Here is an 18,917-nt window from a genome sequence, read left to right as displayed (position 1 = left end):
CGCTTTCCGGGTATCTTTGCGGGCCTTTCCCGCAACACGGTGCCCAAGAAGGTCTATATCGAGAGCTACGGCTGCCAGATGAACGTGAGCGACAGCGAGGTCGTGGCGAGCATCCTGGCCAAGGACGGCTACACCCCGGTAGAGCGCGCTGAGGAGGCCGACCTGGTGCTGCTGAACACGTGCAGCATCCGCGAGAAGGCCGAGTACACCGTGCTGCAGCGCATCAACGAGATGAACAACCTGAAGGCCCGGAACAAGGGCCTGAAGGTGGGCGTGCTGGGCTGCATGGCCGAACGCATGCGTGAGGACCTGCTGGAGAAGAAGAAGGTGGTGGATCTGGTGGTGGGCCCCGACGCCTACCGCACCTTGCCCGAGCTGCTGGAGAAGGTGGGCACAGGTCAGAAAGCCGTGAACGTGCTGCTGAGCCGCGAGGAGACCTACGCGGAGATCGAGCCGGTGCGCTTGGATACGAACGGCGTCACCGCCTTCGTCACCATCATGCGGGGCTGCGACAACATGTGCGCCTTCTGCGTGGTGCCCTTCACCCGGGGGCGTGAGCGCAGCCGCGACCCGCAGAGCATCGTTGACGAATGCCGCAAGCTGGTGGAGCAGGGCTACCGCGAGGTGATGCTGCTGGGGCAGAATGTGGACTCTTACAAGTGGCGGGCAGATACAGGGCCCCGGGCTGCGGGCCTCGAGCCTCGGGCTGATGGCGCCTTGCCCGCAGCCCGAGGCCCGCAGCCCGAGGCCAGCGCCGCAGTTGATTTCGCCGACCTGCTGGAAATGGTGGCCCTGGCCTGCCCCACCCTGCGAATCCGGTACAGCACCAGTCACCCGAAGGACATGACCGACAAGGTGCTGGCGGTGATGGCGCGGTACGACAACATCTGCAAGTACATCCACCTGCCCGTGCAGAGCGGCAGCAGCGATGTGCTGAAGCGCATGAACCGCGGCTACACGCGCGAGTGGTACCTGGAGCGCATCGCCAGCATCCGCCGCCACATGCCCGATTGCGCGCTGAGCACCGACATCATCGCGGGCTATTGCGGCGAGACCGAGGAGGACCACCGGCAGACGCTTTCGCTGATGGAAGCGGTGGGCTTCGACATGGCCTTCATGTTCAAGTACAGCGAGCGCCCCAAGACCCTGGCGGCGCGCAAGTACCCCGATGACGTGCCCGATGACGTGAAGGGCCGCCGGCTGCAGGAAATCATCGACCTGCAGAAGCGCAAGAGCGCCGAGCGCATGGCGGGCTACGTGGGCCAGGTGCACCAGGTGCTGATCGAGGGCGTGAGCAAGCGCAGCGCGGAGCACCTGTATGGCCGGAACACGCAGAATGCGGTGGTGATCGTGCCGCGGCAGGTCGAGGGTTGGAGGTTGAATGTTGAAGGCTCCCGCAGCCTGCAGCCCGGCGACTTCGTGAACGTGCGGATCACCAGCGCCACAGCGGGCAGCCTGCAGGGAGAGGTGCTCGAAGTGAAGGACCTTCAACCCGTGACCGCATGAACGTGCAAGCCGTCAAGCAACGCTTCGAGATCATCGGCGCATCGCCGCTGCTGGACCGTGCCATCGAGATCGCCGTGCAGGTGGCGCCCACCGAGCTGAGCGTGCTGGTGCAGGGCGAGAGCGGCAGCGGCAAGGAGGTGATGAGCAAGATCATCCACGCCTACAGTGCGCGCAAGCACGGCCCCTACCATGCGGTGAACTGCGGGGCCATCCCCGAGGGGACCATCGACAGCGAGCTCTTCGGCCACGAGAAGGGCAGCTTCACCGGTGCGCATGAGGCGCGTAAAGGCTATTTCGAGACGGCCAACGGCGGCACGCTCTTCCTCGACGAGGTAGGCGAGCTGCCGCTGAGCACCCAGGTGCGCCTGCTTCGGGTGCTGGAGACCGGCGAATTCATCCGCGTGGGCAGCAGCAAGAGCCAGAAGACCAACGTGCGCGTGGTGGCCGCCACCAACGTGAACATGCTGCAGGCCGTGGCGCGCGGCACTTTCCGCGAGGACCTGTACTACCGCCTGAACACGGTGCCCATCCACATCCCTTCGCTGCGCGAGCGGAAGGAGGACATCCACCTGCTCTTCCGCTGGTTCGCGCAGCAGGCGGCCACCAAGTACAAGGCGCCGCCCATCACCCTGGCCGACGATGCGCAGCAGCAGCTGGTGAGCTACCGCTGGCCCGGAAACGTGCGCCAGCTGCGCAACATCGTGGAGCAGATGAGCGTGATCGAGCGCGACCGCCAGATCACCGCTGCCACCCTGCGCGGCTACCTGCCCGAGGAGAGCACCGCACTGGTGCCGGCGGGCGGGATCGGCGCGGCAGGCGGCATGGACAGCGTGAGCGAGCGCGAGCTCATCTTCAAGTTCCTCTTCGACATGAAGAGCGACCTGAACGCGCTGAAGGAGAAGGTGAGCGCGCTGACCAGCGGTCAGCCGCTGCCGACCATGGTGCCGCCCTTGAGCCGCGAGGAGATCCTGCTGCCGCATCGCCCTGCCTCCGTGCCGGGCACGGTGAGCATCGTGCCCGCAGCGCAGGCCGATGACGAGGAAGTGGAGCACACCGAGGTGGAGGAGGTGCTGAGCCTGGAGGAGAAGGAGAAGGAGCTGATCCGCAAGGCCCTCATCAAGCACCGCAACAAGCGGAAGGGCGCCGCCAAGGAGCTGGGCATCAGCGAGCGCACGCTCTACCGCAAGATCAAGGAATACGGGATATGAGGCGGGGGAATGAACGGTTGCGGGCCGGCGGCCGGTGGCTGGCCGCGGCCATCGCGTCGCTCGCGCTGCTCCCCTCCTGCCGCGTGAACTACTCCTTCACGGGCGGCGATGTGGGCGAGGCCCGCACGCTGACGGTGGAGCTCTTCCAGGCACGCGCGCCGCTGGCCACGCCGGGCAGCGCGCAGCTGCTGACCGAGACGGTGCGCGATGTGCTGCTGGCGCAGACGCCGCTCAAGCTGGCGCGCGAGCGCGGCGATGTGCAGTACAGCGGCAGCATCACCGGGTACGATGTGCAGCCGGTGAACATCCAGGCCAACGAGACCGCCGCCCTGAACCGGCTGACCATCACGGCCAGCGTGACCTACGTGAACGCACTGGAGCCCAAGAAGAACACGGAGTTCACCGTGAGCCGCTTCGCAGACTACAGCAGCGGCCAGGACCTCACCGCCGTGGAGGCCCAGCTGGTGAACGAGATCAGCAAGCAGCTGGCGCAGGATATCTTCGACCGCACCTTGGGCAACTGGTAGGATGGAGCGCGAACGACTGACACGGCTGCTGGATGGGCCCGGGCGCATGGCCCGAGAGGATCTGCGCGACCTGAAGGCCATGGCCGAGCGCTATCCGTGGTTCACGGGCGCCCAACTGCTGCGCGCCGCCGGTGAGCGGAGCCATGGCGATGTGCTGGCCGACGAGACCCTGCGGTCGGCCAGTGCACACCTCCCCAGCCGCGCCGCCCTGGCGGACCTGATCGCGGACCCGGGTCAACGGCGCCCCGCCCCGCTGCGCGTGGTGAAGACCGACCCGGCCCCTCCCCCCCAACCGGAATCCCGCATCGAGGAGCCGGCTGCAGGGCCTGCGCCCCCTGCCGCAACCGAAGCCCAGGGTGAAGCGCCGACCGCGCCGCCCTCCGCTGTGGTGGCGGAAGTGCCTGAACCGGCCGCGGCGCCGGCTGGGCCTGACGGGGAGCCTTCGCCCACTCCGGAACCTGAGCCTGCACCAGCAGCCCAGGAAACCCCGGCCAGCAATGACCCGGATGCGGAATTCCTGGACGATGTGATCACGAAGGCCGCCTTGGCTTCGGCCTATGACCTCACCTGGCAGGTATCGGTGGCAACGGCCGCTCCGGCGGCAGAGCCGCACGCCCAGCCCTCCCCTGCCACCCTGCCAGCACCGCAGGCACCCGAGCCTGTTCGGGTTGAGGCCGGCGGCCGCTTGCGATTCTCCGAGTGGCTGCAGGCTGCGGAGGAGTCCGCTCCCGCTGCGCCGCTGATGCGCGTGCCCGGGCGCCCGCCGACCCCGGAATCGCCCCTGGCCGCCCCTCGCCCCGTCACGGAATCCTCCCCTCCCGGGGCTCTGGACGCCAAGGACTTGATTGACCGTTTCATCCGGCAGGAGCCTTCCGCGATCCCCCCCAAGCCGGCCTTCTTCACGCCCCAGCAGGCGGCCAAGAAGAGCCTCGATGACACGGCGGGGCTGGTGACCGAGACGCTGGCCCGGATCTATGAGCAGCAGGGGAATATGGCCAAGGCCATCGATGCCTACCGCAGGCTGGCCTTGAAGTACCCGGAAAAAGCCGCTTACTTTGCGGCCCTTCAAAAAAAACTGGAGGAGCAACCGAACCCCTGAGCCATGGTCGTCATCACCGTTCTCATCATCATCGTCTGTGCCCTGCTTGCCCTGGTTGTGCTGGCTCAGAACCCGAAAGGCGGCGGCCTGGCGGCCGGCTTCACCGGCGCCCAGCAGATCGGGGGCGTGCAGCGTACCGCCGACTTCCTGGAGAAGTCGACCTGGACGCTCAGCGGCCTGCTGATGGTGCTGTGCCTGATCTCTGCGGGGATCCAGGGCACCGGCGCCAGCGGGAATGAGCTGGACACCCCCATCGAGCAGGTGGAGGGCGAAGGCGCTGCCAGCGATGGCGCAGCCCCCGAGACGGGCGAGGAGGGCCTTTAGGCACCTTGTCAGGCTGACAGCAGGGCCTGACGATCCGAAGGCCGGCACTGAGATCCTGTCAGCCCGGCCACCCGACGCCCCGCTTGGCACGCACGTTGTCAGGCGGGGCGTCGTCGTTAACGACAATCAACCAATCCTCTCAAATCACACCACAATGGCGAAAGTGAAACCGTTGGCAGACCGCGTGCTCGTGGAGGCCGCAGCTGCTGAAGAGACCACCAAGGGTGGCATCATCATCCCCGATACGGCCAAGGAGAAGCCCCAGCGCGGCAAGATCATCGCGGTGGGCAGCGGCCGCGTCGCCGACGACGGCAAGGTGACCCCGCTGAGCGTGAAGGTGGGCGACGAGATCCTGTACGGCAAGTACAGCGGCACGGAGCTCAGCCTGGAGGGCAAGGACTACCTGATCATGCGCGAGAGCGACATCTACGCCATCCTGAACTGAGAATCGCCCCGGACGCGATTCCGGGCCATGCCCGGAGCATAGCGTCCTTCATCCAACCCTAAACCCAAGAAACTGCCATGGCAGCCAAGAACATCCAATTCGACATCGACGCCCGCGACCGCCTGAAGCGCGGGGTGGATCACCTCGCCAATGCGGTGAAGGTGACGCTCGGCCCCAAGGGCCGCAATGTGATCATCGACAAGAAATTCGGCGCCCCGAGCGTGACCAAGGACGGGGTGACCGTGGCCAAGGAGATCGAGCTGAAGGACGCCGTGGAGAACATGGGCGCCCAGATGCTGAAGGAGGTGGCCAGCAAGACCGCCGATATCGCCGGTGACGGCACCACCACCGCCACGGTGCTGGCGCAGGCCATCGTGACAGCCGGCCTGAAGAACGTGGCCGCCGGTGCCAACCCGATGGACCTGAAGCGCGGCATCGACAAGGCCGTGACCGCCGTGGTGGATGAGCTGAAGAAGATGAGCAAGACGGTGGGCAACGACAATGACAAGATCAAGCAGGTGGCCACCATCAGCGCCAACAACGATGAGACCATCGGTGCGCTGATCGCCCAGGCGATGGAGAAGGTGAAGAAGGAGGGCGTGATCACGGTGGAGGAGGCCAAGGGCACCGATACCACGGTGGAAGTGGTGGAGGGCATGCAGTTCGACCGCGGCTACCTGAGCCCCTACTTCGTGACGAACGGGGAGAAGATGGAGGCCGAGCTTGACAATGCCTACATCCTGATCTACGACAAGAAGATCAGCAGCATGAAAGAGCTGCTGCCGATCCTGGAGAAGAGCGCGCAGACGGGCAAGCCGCTGCTGATCATCAGCGAGGACGTGGACGGCGAGGCGCTGGCCACCCTGGTGGTGAACAAGATCCGCGGCGCGCTGAAGGTGGCCGCGGTGAAGGCGCCGGGCTTCGGCGACCGTCGCAAGGCCATGCTGGAGGACATCGCAGTGCTGACGGGCGGCACGCTGATCAGCGAGGAGCGCGGCTTCAAGCTGGAGAACGCCGACCTGAGCTACCTGGGCAAGGCCGAGAAGATCACGATCGACAAGGACAACACCACGATCGTGAACGGTGCCGGCAAGAAGGCCGACATCGTGGCGCGGGTGAACCAGATCAAGGCGCAGATCGAGACCACCACGAGCGACTACGACAAGGAGAAGCTGCAAGAGCGCCTGGCGAAGCTGGCCGGCGGTGTGGCGGTGCTGTACGTGGGCGCTGCCACCGAGGTGGAAATGAAGGAGAAGAAGGACCGCGTGGATGACGCCCTGCATGCCACCCGCGCGGCCGTGGAGGAGGGCATCGTGCCGGGCGGCGGCGTGGCCTACATCCGCGCGCAGAAGGCGCTGGACAAGATGGAGGGCGCCAACAACGACGAGACCACCGGCGTCGGCATCGTGCGCCGCGCCATCGAGGAGCCGCTGCGGCAGATCGTGGCCAATGCAGGCCTGGAGGGCAGCATCGTGGTGCAGAAGGTGCGTGAGGGCAAGGCCGACTACGGCTTCAACGCCCGCACCGAGGAGTACGAGAACCTGCTGGCGGCCGGCGTGATCGACCCGACGAAGGTGACCCGCGTGGCACTGGAGAACGCCGCCAGCATCGCGAGCATGCTGCTCACCACGGAGTGCGTCATCAGCGAGGAGAAGGAAGAGAAGGCACCGGCGCACAGTCATGGTGGAATGGGCGGCGGCATGGACATGATGTAAGTCCTGTCCAACGAACGCATCTCTTCATGGCGCGGGCCCCGGTGAATGCCGGGGCCCGTTGCTTTGGGTGCGGCCGCCGCGGGTCCGCTCCGTCGCCAGGCGGCCTATCTTGCAGTTATGCGCACCTATTCCACCCTCTCGGAAGCCGTAACCGACCTGCAGCGCCGCGGCTACACGGACGACCTGGCCTTGGGCGGCCATTGCCTGGTATGCGACGCGCACGGCATAAGCCTGGATCCTGCGGCGTTCGAAATCGATGAGTTCCACCGCTTCGAGGGCATGAACGACCCCGACGACCAGAGCATCGTCTACGCCATCCGCTCCAAGGACGGGCGCATCAAGGGCACGCTGGTGAACGCCTATGGGCCTGATGCCTCGGCCCTGACGCAGGAAATGGTGCGCAAGCTGGGGACGCACCCTGGATGAACGCGGCACGGCGTCAACGGCCAGGGGTGGCCGGCTGAGAATGGTGCCGCTCCCCTACTTTCACGGCAACATGCCCCTCTCCATGCGCGCGCTTCTATGCCGGGCGTTGCTCCCCCTGTCCGGCTTGGCCCCCACCGCCCTGCACGCCCAATGCTGCGACCACCACCTGCTGATGCAGGACAGCTACGGCGACGGCTGGAACGGCGGCCAGTTGGAAGTACGGATAAACGGGACCTCCGTGGGCGTGTTCGCTGCTGCGGGTGAAGCCAGCACCGCCGTGTTCACCGCGTGCACCGGCGATGCCATCCAGCTCATCTACAGCAGCGGCGACTGGGAGAACGAGAACACCTACCAGCTGGTGGGCACCTACGGCAATGTGCTCTTCGCCGATGGACCGGAGCCCGCCACCGGCACGGTATTCACCGGCACGGCGGATTGCTCCGTGGTGCCCCTGCCCGGCACCGTGCCCTGCACCGCGCTGCCCATCGACACGGTGGATTGCGTGGTGACCAACAACAGCGGCGCCCCGGGCAGCGGCTTCAACCCCGGGTGTGCCAACTACAACGGACAGGATATCTGGTACGCCATGCCCGTGCCGCCCTCGGGCAATGTGCTCGTGAGCACCGCCAGCACGGGCGGCCTCAACGACACCGGCGTGGCGCTGTGGACCGGCCCCAGCTGCTTCAGCCTCGCGCTGCAGGGATGCGATGACGATGGCGGCGAAGGCTACTTCTCGCGCCTCACGGCCAACGAGCTCCCGGCCGGCCAGACGCTCTTCATCCAGGTGTTCGGCTATGGTGGCGGTGCGGGCGCCTTCGAGCTCTGCGTGGAGGACCTGGGCGTGGTGCAACTGGACAGCACACGTCTGCCCATCGTGCTCCTGCACACTCAGGGGCAGCCGATCCCCTACACCGGCAAGATCACCGCGCAGATGGAGGTGATGTACAACGGGCCCGGCACCTTCACGCAGGTCACCGACCCCAGCAATGAGTACAACGGCACCATCGGCATCGGCATCCGGGGCGCCACCTCCGCCGGATATCCGCAGACGCCCTTCAGCATCGAGACGCGCAACGCCGACGGCAGCAACAACAACGTGCCGCTGCTGGGCATGCCCGCTGAGAACGACTGGGCGCTCCTGAGCAATTACAACGACCGCTCGCTGGTGCGCAACGCGCTGGCCACGCACCTGGCGCGCGCCATGGGGCAATATGCGCCGCGCATGCACCTGTGCGAAGTGCTGCTCGATAGCGCCTACCGCGGCATCTATGTGCTCGCCGAGACCATCAAGCGCGACAACGGCCGCGTGGACATCGCCCGCCTGGACAGCATCGAGAACACCGGCGAACCCCGCACCGGCGGCTACATCCTGGAGCAGAACCTCTGGAACCCGCAGAACAGCTTCCAGTCCAATTATTCCCCCATCGACCATCCCGGCTTCGATGTGCACTTCCTCTACGACTACCCCGAGCCCGATGTGATCACCGATGCGCAGAAGGCCTACATCGCCTCCTTCGTGGACACCCTGGAGACCGCGCTCTACAGCAGCACATTCACCGACCCGGCCACCGGCTACCGCGCCTACCTGGACGTGCCCTCCTTCATCAACTACTTCCTGGTGAACGAGCTGGCGCGCAACAACGATGGCTTCAAGAAGAGCGTGTTCTTCCACAAGGACCGCAACAGCAACGACGGCAAGCTCAAGGCCGGGCCCGTGTGGGACTTCGACTGGGCCTGGAAGAACCTGTGGGGTTGCGAGCTCTTCAGCAACACCGACGGTAGCGGCTGGGCGCACCGCATCAACGATTGCGTCACCGACAACTACTCCACCGGGTGGGCCATTCGTCTGATGCAGGACAGCACCTTCGCGAACGAACTGCGCTGCACCTACGAGGAGCACCGCACCGGTGTGCTGTCCAACGCTTCCATCCACGCGTGGATCGACAGCGTGGGCACGCTGGTGGCCGAGGCGCAGGAACGGCACTTCCAGAAGTGGCCCATCCTCGGCGTGAGCGGCCCCGCGCCCGAGGTGCTGCCCTGCGCCACCACCTATGCCGCCGAGCTGGATACCCTGAAGCACTGGATCGACCTGCGCCTGGCCTGGCTGGATGCGAACATCCCCGGCCTCTGCCAAGGCGTGGGCGTGCCCGATCGGACCGCGCCGGAATTCACCTGCCTGCCCAACCCCTCCGATGGCCTCGTGCGCTTCCGCGGCATGCTGGATGCCGATGCCGATTGGACGCTGAACATCCATGATGCGGTGGGCCGACCCGTGACGCAGCTGCGGCTGCCACCCGGGCTCTGCGACACGCCGCTTGAACTGCCCGGGGCCGGCACCTACCTCTACACGCTGCGCCGCGATGGGCAGGTTGCGCGGGTGGGACGCGTGGTGGTGTATTGAACCACGGGCAATCGAACCTTTCCTTCTTCCATCGGTCCAATCGCCATGCGAATCCTCCTGAACACCTTGGGCCTGTTGCTGGGCCTGGGCACCACCGCCCAATCCCCGGTGATCACCTCCTGGATCATCAACCCCGGCAGCGAAACGGGCTACGGCGGCATCGCCACCAATGTGCTCAGCGTGCACTACACCGCCAACGATGTCTACGTGACCAGCACATGCATCCCCGGCTACGACATCGGGCCCTGGGCGGCCAACCCCAACCTGCCCGCCAACCAGGACTTCTGCTTCCACATCACGCGCAACCCCACGCTCAACACGGGCACCTTGGTGAACACCCCGCTCGGTCACATCGGCGTGTGGCGCAACGGCGTGAGCATCTTCAACGCCAAGGACGGCATGAGCTACAACAACCAGGGCATCTGGAACCGCGATGCACTGGTGTGGGAGGGCATCAGCTTCGATGCGTGCCTGGGACATCCCGCCCCCAACGGCGAGTACCACCACCATGTGAGCCCCAACTGCCTCTACGACCACCTGGACGATGAGCAGCACAGCGACCTGATCGGCTACGCGTTCGATGGCTACCCCATCTACGGGGCGCATGGTTACGCGAACCCTGATGGCAGCGGCGGCATCATCCGCATGCGCAGCAGCTATCAGTTGCGCGCCATTACCGAGCGCACCACATTGCCCAACGGCAAGGTGCTGCAAGCCAACCAGTACGGACCGGCCATCGGCGGGCAATACGCGTTGGGCGCCTTCCTGGAGGACTATGAATACGTGGCGGGCAGCGGCGACTTGGACGTGCACAACGGCCGCTTCTGCATCACGCCCGAATACCCGGCCGGAACCTACGCCTACTTCGTGACGCTGAACGACCAATATGAACCCGCCTTCCCCTATGTGCTTGGGCCGCAGTACTACGGTACGGTGCAGCCCGGCAACACCGGACCCAATGGTGGCCACAACACCATTCCCGGTGCTGCCGTGGAGTACACAGGAGGTTCCACGAGCCTGAACGCCCTGGTGCTACCAGCGGAAGCGATCTACCCCAACCCCACCCTGGACCGGGTGCAACTGAGCGCTGAGCAGCCCCTTCGCATGGTGCGCCTTCTGGATGCCACCGGTCGCTGCGCCCTGCAGCAGGATGCGCTCACCGCTTCGATGCTCATGCTCGACCTGGGTGCGCTACCCGCCGGCCTCTACACCGTGGAAGCGCACAGCGCCGACGGCTCGGTGCGAACCGGGAGGGTGGTGAAACAGTAAGGCACGCGATTATTCGCCCTGCGCCTTGCAGGGTCGGCCCCAACGGCCAGCCAGCCCGGCGTACTAAGCGATGCCGGTGTAGCGACCCTCCCCATTTCGGATTTCGCGCTGAATGCCCTCCAGCACATAGCCGTGAAGCGCGAGCAGGCGCGCCAGCGGGTATTGCGTGGGTCGGCCATGGACTCGATACGGTGTGAGCTCATGGATTCCAAGGTGCGCCCGATGACCGCGCAGAGCGCCTCACGCATCAAGCCCCTGCCCCAGTGCTCCAGCACCTGTTTGCCCCCGACCTTTACACCGCGGGACTTGGAATTGAGGCGGTAGAGACCGATGCCCCCGACCCTGGGAGAGGTACTTGAGGGCTTAGACCCCGCTGAGGCCCCGCGCAGCGGAGCGTTCCTCCATGATCCGCTCGAGCCGTTCGCTGGCCCCGCTCAGGGAGGTGGCACGCCTGCTGGCCGGGACGTGCATGCTGCGCTCGTAGTTCGCGTCCGCAAAGAGGGGGGCGCGGGGGTCGATGCTTGGGGAAGCCGGAGACCTGGAGGCGGAGCATGGGAGGAAGGCAGGGGTGCACGGGTTTACTAACAGCCGTGGAAAACTCGCCCCTCCTCACGCGGCGGCACCCGTCTACTTTCACCGGCCAATAGAGGTCCGTTCCACTCAGGGCGGACCTTTTCGCAAGCACCGATGCCCATAGCGCCGAAACGCTTCTTCGACTTCTGCGCCAGCCATGTGCCGCTGCTGCACGCCATTGCCACGAAGCCGGGCGATGTGAGCGAAGCGCAGGTACGGCAGCTGATCCGCACCCATTGCGACACCGCCACCGAGCAGCCGGAAACGACTTGGCAACGGCTGCTGGAGCTGCAGATCCTGGTGCCGCTGGAGGAAGGCAGCAGCCACTATGTGCTGGCGCAGCCGCTGCTGCAGCTGATGAACTACCTGCACGATGATGCGCTGCCAACGAGCCCGGAGATCATCCAGGGCTACACGGCGGCGCTGGAGAGCGCGCGCAAGCGGATCGCGAGCGGGACTCAGGCCTTCGACACGCTGAGCGTGGGGCTGGCGGCCACGGAGGTGGACCACACGCTGCGCCGGATGCAAGAGGACCTGGACGCCACGCACCGCGCGGTGATGGCGGAGGTGGCGCGGTACAAGGCGGACCGGAGCAGCGTGAGCGTGCGCGAGCGCTACCTGCGGATCGTCCGGCTGATGGACCTGTACGTGCAGCCGCTGGTGGACATCGTTCGCGTGGACGGCCAGCTGGTGGACACGCTGAACGAGCTGGATGCGGCGCTGAGCGCGGCGCGCGAGGCCGGGGTGTTCGCCGAGCTGGCGCCGCTGCTGCGCAACGAGCGGCAGATCCGTGCGCTGCGCCGCCGGGCCATCCACACGCTGAACGAGAGCCGCAAGGAGCTGCAGCCGCTGTATGAGGTGCTGCGCCGCAGCAGCGCCATCGCCCACGGGGCCACGCTGGCGCTTGGGCGCCTGCGCCACATGAAGCTGGACGATTGGGTGGCCCACTACGTGCCGCAGGCCGAGCGGGCATCGATCGAGTGCCCGCCCACGGATGCGGTGCTGAAGCGCACCATACACCATGTGGCGGCGCACCCACCGCAGCCGCCGCCGAGCCTGCGGATGGAGGAGAGCGCCGAGACGCCGCCGGACTACGTGCGCCTGCTGTGGCTGAAGGCCCTGCCCGATGCCCTGGCCGCCGAGCTGCCGGTTAAGGACCTGACCGATTGGATGGTGAGGACCTATCCGGACAAGGGCACCAGCGACGCGCTGCTGGGCCTGAGCCGGATCCTCTTCGACCCCGAGCTCACCGTGACCTTCAAGCACGGGAAGCCCAAGGCCTACCGCACGCGCGACGGCGTGATCGAGGCCACCACCTTCAGCATCAGCAAGCCATGAACGAGCTTCCCTACGTCAAGGACATCTTCGACAAGCTGCGCCAGGGCGCCTACATCACGCACGAGCAGGGCAACCTGCATGGACCGCTGACCGAGCGCTACGATGCGTACGCTGAGTACTTCAAGCCGCTGGGGCTGGACCTGGTGCGGCACCCGCGCGACTTCTTCTACTTCCGCACGGAGACCGCCGAGGCCACCCCACCACCAGCGAGCCTCCCTCCCATCGCCGTGTTCTGCTTCATCCTCATCGAGGCCACCGCGAACGAGGGCCGTCCGGTGGAAGAGTACCTGCTCACCGAGCGCTTCAGCGTGGCCGGCCTGCCGCACCTGACGAGCGACCGCTTCAAGGCGCACATGAAGGCCGTGGGCATCGACGATGAGGCGAGCATGCGCAAGCTGATCAAGAGCATGGCGCGCATGGGCTGGGCCGAGTACTTCCCGGATGACACCTTCCGCTTCCTGCGCCCCTTCCACCGCGTGTTCGACAAGTGCCAGGAGATCAGCCAGGTGGCCGAGCAGGAGCACCGGAGCGCGCTGAAGGACGGGGAGATCAACCCGGAGATGAATTAGTGCGCTTCACCACAGAGGCACAGAGGACACGGAGGAAATCAAAGAATGCAAGACATCACACGCACGATCGCAGCTAAGACGCATGGACCTTCCGTTCATGCTCTGTGCCCTCTGTGCCTCTGTGGTGAATAACCGATGCACATGCAACTAGGACCCTCGAAACTCATCGCCATCCGCTCGGGCAGCTACGACTATGCTGAGATCGAGCTGGGCAGCAGCCTGCAGCTGGTGGGCCCCAACAACGCGGGCAAGACCACGCTGATCAACACGTTGCAGTTCCTCTACCTGGATCACCGCAACCAGATGGTGTTCGGCGACCACGACATGGAGGCCACGCGCGAGTACTACTTCCCCGACCACTACAGCTACCTGCTGTTCGAGTGCAACGGCCCGCGCGGCACCTACATGCTGGGCTGGCGCGGCGTGAGCAAGGCCAGCAGCGGCGACCCCGTGCGCTTCACGTATGATGGCGGCTACGATGTGGCCGACTACCTGACCGAGGACGGCCGCGTGGCGGAGCCCAAGCACGTGCTGAGCCGCCTGGCGGGCAAGCAGTACCGCGAGCTGAAGGAGCCGCAGCTGCACCGCGAGGCGCTGCTGGTGGCCACGAAGGGCGAGAGCAACGGCCTGGGCATCGTGCAGCTCACCGAGACCGAGCGGTACGCCCACTTCAAGGAGGTGCTGAAGAACCTGCTGAGCCTGCGCAGCATCGACCAGCATGAGATGAAGCGGAGCCTGCTGATGCTGGCCAGCCTGCCGCCTAGCAAGCCCGCGCTGGAGGCCAACAAGCTGATGACGGAGGAATTCGAGCGCATCCGCGACCGCCGCCTGAAGCTGAACACGCTGAAGGCGGAGCAGGACCGGCTGCGCACCTACATCGAGCGCAGCACGCTGCGCAGCGAGCTGGAAGGGCGGCTGGCCGTGGTGCATGCCGACCTGATGGAGAAGCGGCGCAAGGCCCACGACCACAACAAGCACGTGAAGGAGGCCATCGTGGCCAAGACCGAGCTGCTGGAGCGCGAGCGCGAGGGCATGGTGGCCGGGCTGCAGAACCTGGACGACCGGATCGCCGAGCTGGCCGGGATGAAGGGCCGTGTGGATGGCGACATGGCCCGGCTGGTGCAATTGGGCAAGGGCCTGGAGGACTTCAGCGAGCAGCTGGAGCGCGAGGCCCTGGCCAATGCCAAGGAGAAGCTGGCGCTGCTGGACCGCAGCCTGGGCAACGCGCAGAGCGCCGACCGTGCCCGCACCGAGCGCGCGCTGGCCGAGGCGAAGCACCGCGTGGCGAGCACCGAGAAGGCCATCGCCGGATTCGACCATGCACTGATCACCACGCTGCGCGCCAGCATCGACGAGCAGAGCCTGCACGATGTGTCGCGGCTCTTCAACATCGACCTGCTGAAGCTGCCGGTGGCCAAGGGCGGCGTGGAGATCAAGAAGAAGAAGCAGCTGGAGGCCCTGCTGAAGGAGCTGGCCGCCAACATCAAAGACGGCAAGTACAGCGACGCGGTGCTGAGCCTGCCGCTGCCCGACAACAGCCATGCGTGGAAGGACCTGGTGGACGTGAAGGCGCTGAAGAAGTCGCTGGCCGACCACAAGCACGAGCTGGAGCGCCTGACGCAGCTGATGGCGGCGATCGAGAACCGCGACAAGCTGGTGGCCGAGCGCGACGCCGCGCAGAAGGCGGTGGACCGCATCGCCGATGGGCTGGGCCGCTGGGAACGCCTGCAGGAGGAGCGCAAGGACGAGCCGAAGCTGAAGAAGCGCCTGGCCGAGCTGAACAAGGAGAAGTCGGGCGCGGAGACGCAGCGCGTGGAGGCCCGCCAGAAGCTGGATGAACTGAGCGTGAAGCTCTATGAGCAGCGCAACGCGCTGAACAAGGAGGACGAGCGCTTCAACCGTCTGCTGCGGCTGATGGAGCAATGCGCGCCGCCGCCCGATGCGGAGGCCAAGCCGCTGGAACCCATCAGCGTGCCCAACGACCCGGAGGATGCCATCGCGCTGTACCTGAAGCTCACCGTGGAGCACAAGGACCTGAGCCGCGAGATGGATGGCCTGCGCAGCAAGATCGAGAACGTGCTGAAGGGCGACATCATCGGCGCCACGGAGGCCGATACCGTGCGCCTGATGCGCGAGCAGCTGGATGGCCTGCCGGCCTTCGAGGAGGCGCTGCGCAAGGACTGGGACAACTACCTGCACCTGCTGCGCGCCAGCTTCGCCAACGTGCTGAACGGGCTGCACGACATCAAGCAGGCCGCCGAGCAGCTGAACCGCCGCTTCAGCACGGTGAGCGTCTCGAACCTCGAAAGCCTGCGCATGGAGGTGATGGAGCAGAGCGACCTGGTGGAGCCGCTGCGCGAGCTGGCCGAGACCGACCACACCGGCCTCTTCGATGACAGCAAGAAGCTGGATGCCGCCTACGCGAGCTTCCGCAACCGCCTCAGCGAGCGCATCACGCTGCACTACGGCGACCTCTTCACGCTGCGCTTCAGCGTGGCCATCAAGGGCGGCCGCGTGCACCACTACGACAATCTGCAGGTGGAGAGCCACGGCACGGCCATCACCATCAAGGTGCTGTTCAACCTGCTGGTGCTGCGCAGCATGCTGAAGGAGGATGCGGTGACGCACCAGCCGCTGAGCCGCGTGCCCTTCTTCCTGGACGAGGTGCACAGCCTGGATGCCATCAACCGCAAGGCCGTGCTAGGCATGGCGCGCGACCTGGGCTTCATGGCCATCACGGCCGCGCCGGAGCCTGTGAGCGAGGTGGACGCGCTCTACTTCCTGCGCCCGCAGAACGGCCGCCTGGTGGTGCGCAACGAGTTGCGGGTGGGCGTGAAGTTCGACGAGGTGGAGGCGGAGGCCTGAGCGCCCAAGGCGCGGGCTGGGAGCTAGGGCAGGATGCCCAGTTCCTTGGCCTGCAGGAACCAGCGGTGGAAGGCCTCGAGGCCGACGCTGAGCGGGGTGGAGGGCACGAAGCCGAGGTGCAGGCCCGCCTTGGAGACATCGGCGTAGGTCTGTGGCACATCGCCTGGCTGCTCAGGATGCTGCTCGATGACGGCCTTGCGTCCCACGGTGCGCTCGATGGCAGCGATGAGCTCATTGAGCGTGACGGTGCCCGAGTTGCCGAGGTTGTAGACCTCGAATGCCTCGCCGGCGGAGCGCCGAATGGCTCCCATGACGCCATTGACGATGTCGTCGATGTAGGTGTAGTCGCGGCGCGTGCCGCCATCACCGAAACGCTTGATGGGCCGGCCCTCGATGATGGCGCGCGTGAACTGATGGATGGCCAGGTCGGGCCGCTGCCTCGGCCCGTATACCGTGAAGAAGCGGAGCGCCGTGGTGCGCAGGCCGGTGCGGTGCGCATGCTCGCGCGCATAGCGCTCGGCCATCACCTTGGTAGCCGCGTAGGGGCTGATGGGCCGTTCCCGGCAGTCCTGTTCGCGCCATGGCACCCCGGGGTCCTCGCCGTAGACGCTGCTGCTGCTGGCGAGCACGATGTGCGGAGCGCCCCAAGCCAGGGCCCGGCCGAGCATAACAAGCGTGCCCGTGACGTTGGCCCGGTGGTAGGCCATGGGGTCGATGAGGCTGGGGCGGACGCCGGCCTTGGCGGCCAAGTGGACCACCACGGTGAAGGGTGCATCGGCGGGCTCGGCGGCCGCGAGCACGGCGGAGTTGAGCAGGTCTCCCTCCACCAGGCGGTAGGCGGGGTGCCTCAGGTGCTCGGCCACGTTGGCGCGCTTGATGGCGGCCGCATAGAAGGGGTCGAAATCGTCGATGGCGGTGACGCGCCAGCCCTCGGCCAGAAGCCTGTCCACGACATGACTGCCGATGAATCCGGCACCGCCTGTGACAAGGGCATGGGGTACAGTGGCCATCGGCGCTGCGACGATCGGCTGCACCATGCACGCCTGGGCCGGAGCCCGGATGCTGATGCCGAACGAGGCCGGCGAATGTATGCAGCGCCATTCCACGCGGTACCGGTGGGCCGGGCGCGGCTCCGGGCAGGCGGGGCATTTTGCCTTTATTTGCGCATCGACCATCGGCGGCTCCGGGCTGCCCTCCCTGATGCGCCGTTTACTCGACCGACTTCCCGATCCCGAGCGCTGGGGCGCATGGCTCGTGGTGACCCTGGCGATCAAGGCCGCAACGCTCACGATCCTGATGCAGGTGGGCGGAATCGGCTTGGGCAATGCGGGATGGCTGGGGGTTTGGTGGACGGATGCGCCCACGTACTTCGAGCCCATCGAATCACTTCTGCGGGGCGGCGACTACACGCCGGACGTGCGCATGCCGGGCTATGGCGCGGTATACCTGCTGGTCCGCCTCTTCACGGAGCCGCCCCTGACCTACGATGCGCTGGTGCTGCTGCAAACGCTGCTGGCCGCGGTGAGCATGTACGTGCTGGCGCGCCTGGCGTACCGGCTCACCGGATCGAAGGCCCTGTTCGCAGGCCTGCTGGCGGTGTATGCGGTGAGCATCTCGGTACAGTGGTACGATGCGGTGATCCTCACCGAGAGCTTCTGCACCTCGGCGATGATCTTCTTCCTGGACCGCTGGGTGGCGTGGAACCGGCAGGGCCGCACGGCGGACCTGGTGATCGCGGGCGCCTGGCTGGCGTGGGGCATATTCCTGAAGCCGGTGCTCGCCCCCGTGCCCGCATTCGTGCTGGTGGCACTCTGGCTGGGCCGCCGGCAGCGCGCCGGGGCGCTCCGTCATGCGGTGCTCTTCCTGCTGCCGTTAGCGGTGGCCGATGGAGCCTGGATCATCCGCAACGCAATCCGCTACGGCTCCTTCATACCGGTGACCCGCACGCTCTATGTGGATGAGGACTCCCCCACCCCGGCGCTGACGGCCATGGTATTCGTGCAGGCCATCGGTGGCGACATCACCTGGTGGACCGACCCGCAGGCGGAGATGCGCTTCTTCAACACCGGCCTGGACCAGGTGCCAGGGCGCACCAACGCCGGTTCCATCCAGCTGCCCGACCGCATCCTCACGAGCGCGTACACCATGGACAGCCTGCGCGCCGCGGCCGATGAGATCCTCGCGCTGAAGCACGACACGGTGTCCGCCGCTTATCTGGAGGCCCGCAACCGGGCGCTGAACGCGCGCTTCGAGCGATGGACGGCCGCCTTCATCGACGAGCATCCCTTCCAGTATTACGTGCTCTCGAGGCTGCTCGCACTGAGGCGCTACGTCTTGCAGACGGGCAACCCCGTGGCTTATGACCTCACCTTCCGCGCGATGCCGCTACACCAGAAGGCGATGAAGCTGTTCCACTTCGGGCTGCACTGGGCCACGCTGCTGTGCGGCCTTGCGGGAGCCTGGCTCTGGGTGCGGCGGCCCGAGGAGCAGGCGATGGCAGCGGTTCCAGCGCTGATCGTTCCGTTCGGCCTCCTCATATTCCCCCTGGTGCTGCGCTTCGCCGAGCACCGCTACCTGGTGCTCTTCATCCCCGTGATGCTGCTATGCGCCTTCGTGGGCCTGCATCGTCGCTTCGCGCCCCGCCCCTGACGC

The 18,917-nt window shown here is 66.3% G+C and carries 15 protein-coding genes; 14 read left to right on the top strand and 1 reads right to left on the bottom strand.

What is annotated here, in order from left to right; all coding sequences use genetic code 11:
* Positions 1–39: 39 nt before the first annotated feature.
* The 13 genes from QY325_15835 to QY325_15775 all read left to right on the top strand — a co-directional run bounded on the left by QY325_15835 (position 40) and on the right by QY325_15775 (position 16,265).
* The gene (locus QY325_15835) at positions 40–1,506 is read left to right on the top strand and encodes a MiaB/RimO family radical SAM methylthiotransferase (protein WKZ66221.1); all 1,467 of its coding nucleotides are present in this window, start codon (positions 40–42) and stop codon (positions 1,504–1,506) included.
* Complete coding sequence (locus QY325_15830) at positions 1,503–2,714, top strand: sigma-54 dependent transcriptional regulator (protein WKZ66220.1); 1,212 nt, start codon at positions 1,503–1,505, stop codon at positions 2,712–2,714. The genes QY325_15835 and QY325_15830 overlap by 4 nt, the downstream gene beginning before the upstream one ends.
* The gene (locus QY325_15825; protein WKZ66219.1) at positions 2,711–3,241 is read left to right on the top strand and encodes an LptE family protein; all 531 of its coding nucleotides are present in this window, start codon (positions 2,711–2,713) and stop codon (positions 3,239–3,241) included. The genes QY325_15830 and QY325_15825 overlap by 4 nt, the downstream gene beginning before the upstream one ends.
* A 1-nt stretch (position 3,242) precedes the next feature.
* On the top strand, positions 3,243–4,340 hold the full coding sequence (locus QY325_15820; protein ID WKZ66218.1) for a tetratricopeptide repeat protein: 1,098 nt from the start codon (positions 3,243–3,245) through the stop codon (positions 4,338–4,340).
* A gap of 3 nt (positions 4,341–4,343) precedes the next feature.
* Positions 4,344–4,664: a preprotein translocase subunit SecG gene (gene secG / locus QY325_15815; protein WKZ66217.1), complete on the top strand. Its 321-nt coding sequence runs from the start codon at positions 4,344–4,346 to the stop codon at positions 4,662–4,664.
* Between the two features lie 154 nt (positions 4,665–4,818).
* Complete coding sequence (gene groES / locus QY325_15810; GenBank protein WKZ66216.1) at positions 4,819–5,109, top strand: co-chaperone GroES; 291 nt, start codon at positions 4,819–4,821, stop codon at positions 5,107–5,109.
* 77 nt (positions 5,110–5,186) lie between these two features.
* Positions 5,187–6,824, top strand: a complete 1,638-nt coding sequence (groL, locus tag QY325_15805; protein WKZ66215.1) for a chaperonin GroEL — start codon at positions 5,187–5,189, stop codon at positions 6,822–6,824.
* A 117-nt stretch (positions 6,825–6,941) separates the two neighbouring features.
* A complete protein-coding gene (locus QY325_15800) occupies positions 6,942–7,250 on the top strand; it encodes a phosphoribosylpyrophosphate synthetase (GenBank protein ID WKZ66214.1) in 309 nt (102 codons plus the stop codon).
* 82 nt (positions 7,251–7,332) lie between these two features.
* The gene (locus QY325_15795; protein ID WKZ66213.1) at positions 7,333–9,651 is read left to right on the top strand and encodes a CotH kinase family protein; all 2,319 of its coding nucleotides are present in this window, start codon (positions 7,333–7,335) and stop codon (positions 9,649–9,651) included.
* A 45-nt stretch (positions 9,652–9,696) separates the two neighbouring features.
* Complete coding sequence (locus QY325_15790) at positions 9,697–10,920, top strand: YHYH protein (GenBank protein WKZ66212.1); 1,224 nt, start codon at positions 9,697–9,699, stop codon at positions 10,918–10,920.
* A 687-nt stretch (positions 10,921–11,607) separates the two neighbouring features.
* Positions 11,608–12,831, top strand: a complete 1,224-nt coding sequence (locus tag QY325_15785; protein WKZ66211.1) for a hypothetical protein — start codon at positions 11,608–11,610, stop codon at positions 12,829–12,831.
* Positions 12,828–13,400 (top strand): hypothetical protein, encoded by a 573-nt coding sequence (locus tag QY325_15780; protein ID WKZ66210.1) that lies wholly within the window; start codon positions 12,828–12,830, stop codon positions 13,398–13,400. The genes QY325_15785 and QY325_15780 overlap by 4 nt, the downstream gene beginning before the upstream one ends.
* A 141-nt stretch (positions 13,401–13,541) precedes the next feature.
* On the top strand, positions 13,542–16,265 hold the full coding sequence (locus tag QY325_15775) for a hypothetical protein (GenBank protein ID WKZ66209.1): 2,724 nt from the start codon (positions 13,542–13,544) through the stop codon (positions 16,263–16,265).
* A gap of 23 nt (positions 16,266–16,288) precedes the next feature.
* On the opposite strand, the gene QY325_15770 is transcribed toward QY325_15775, so the two are convergent.
* Positions 16,289–17,275 carry an NAD-dependent epimerase/dehydratase family protein gene (locus tag QY325_15770; GenBank protein WKZ66208.1) on the bottom strand — a complete coding sequence of 329 codons (987 nt, stop codon included), beginning with the start codon at positions 17,273–17,275 and terminating at the stop codon, positions 16,289–16,291.
* A 190-nt stretch (positions 17,276–17,465) separates the two neighbouring features.
* On the opposite strand from QY325_15770, the gene QY325_15765 reads away from it, so the two are divergent.
* Complete coding sequence (locus QY325_15765; protein WKZ66207.1) at positions 17,466–18,914, top strand: hypothetical protein; 1,449 nt, start codon at positions 17,466–17,468, stop codon at positions 18,912–18,914.
* The last annotated feature ends 3 nt before the right edge of the window (positions 18,915–18,917 follow it).

The sequence above is a fragment of the Flavobacteriales bacterium genome (assembly GCA_030584065.1).
In the GTDB taxonomy this organism is placed as follows: Bacteria; Bacteroidota; Bacteroidia; order Flavobacteriales_F; family PHOS-HE28; genus PHOS-HE28.
The sequence above is the reverse complement of the archived record's forward strand: the minus strand, read 5'-3'. Positions and strand labels throughout refer to the sequence as shown.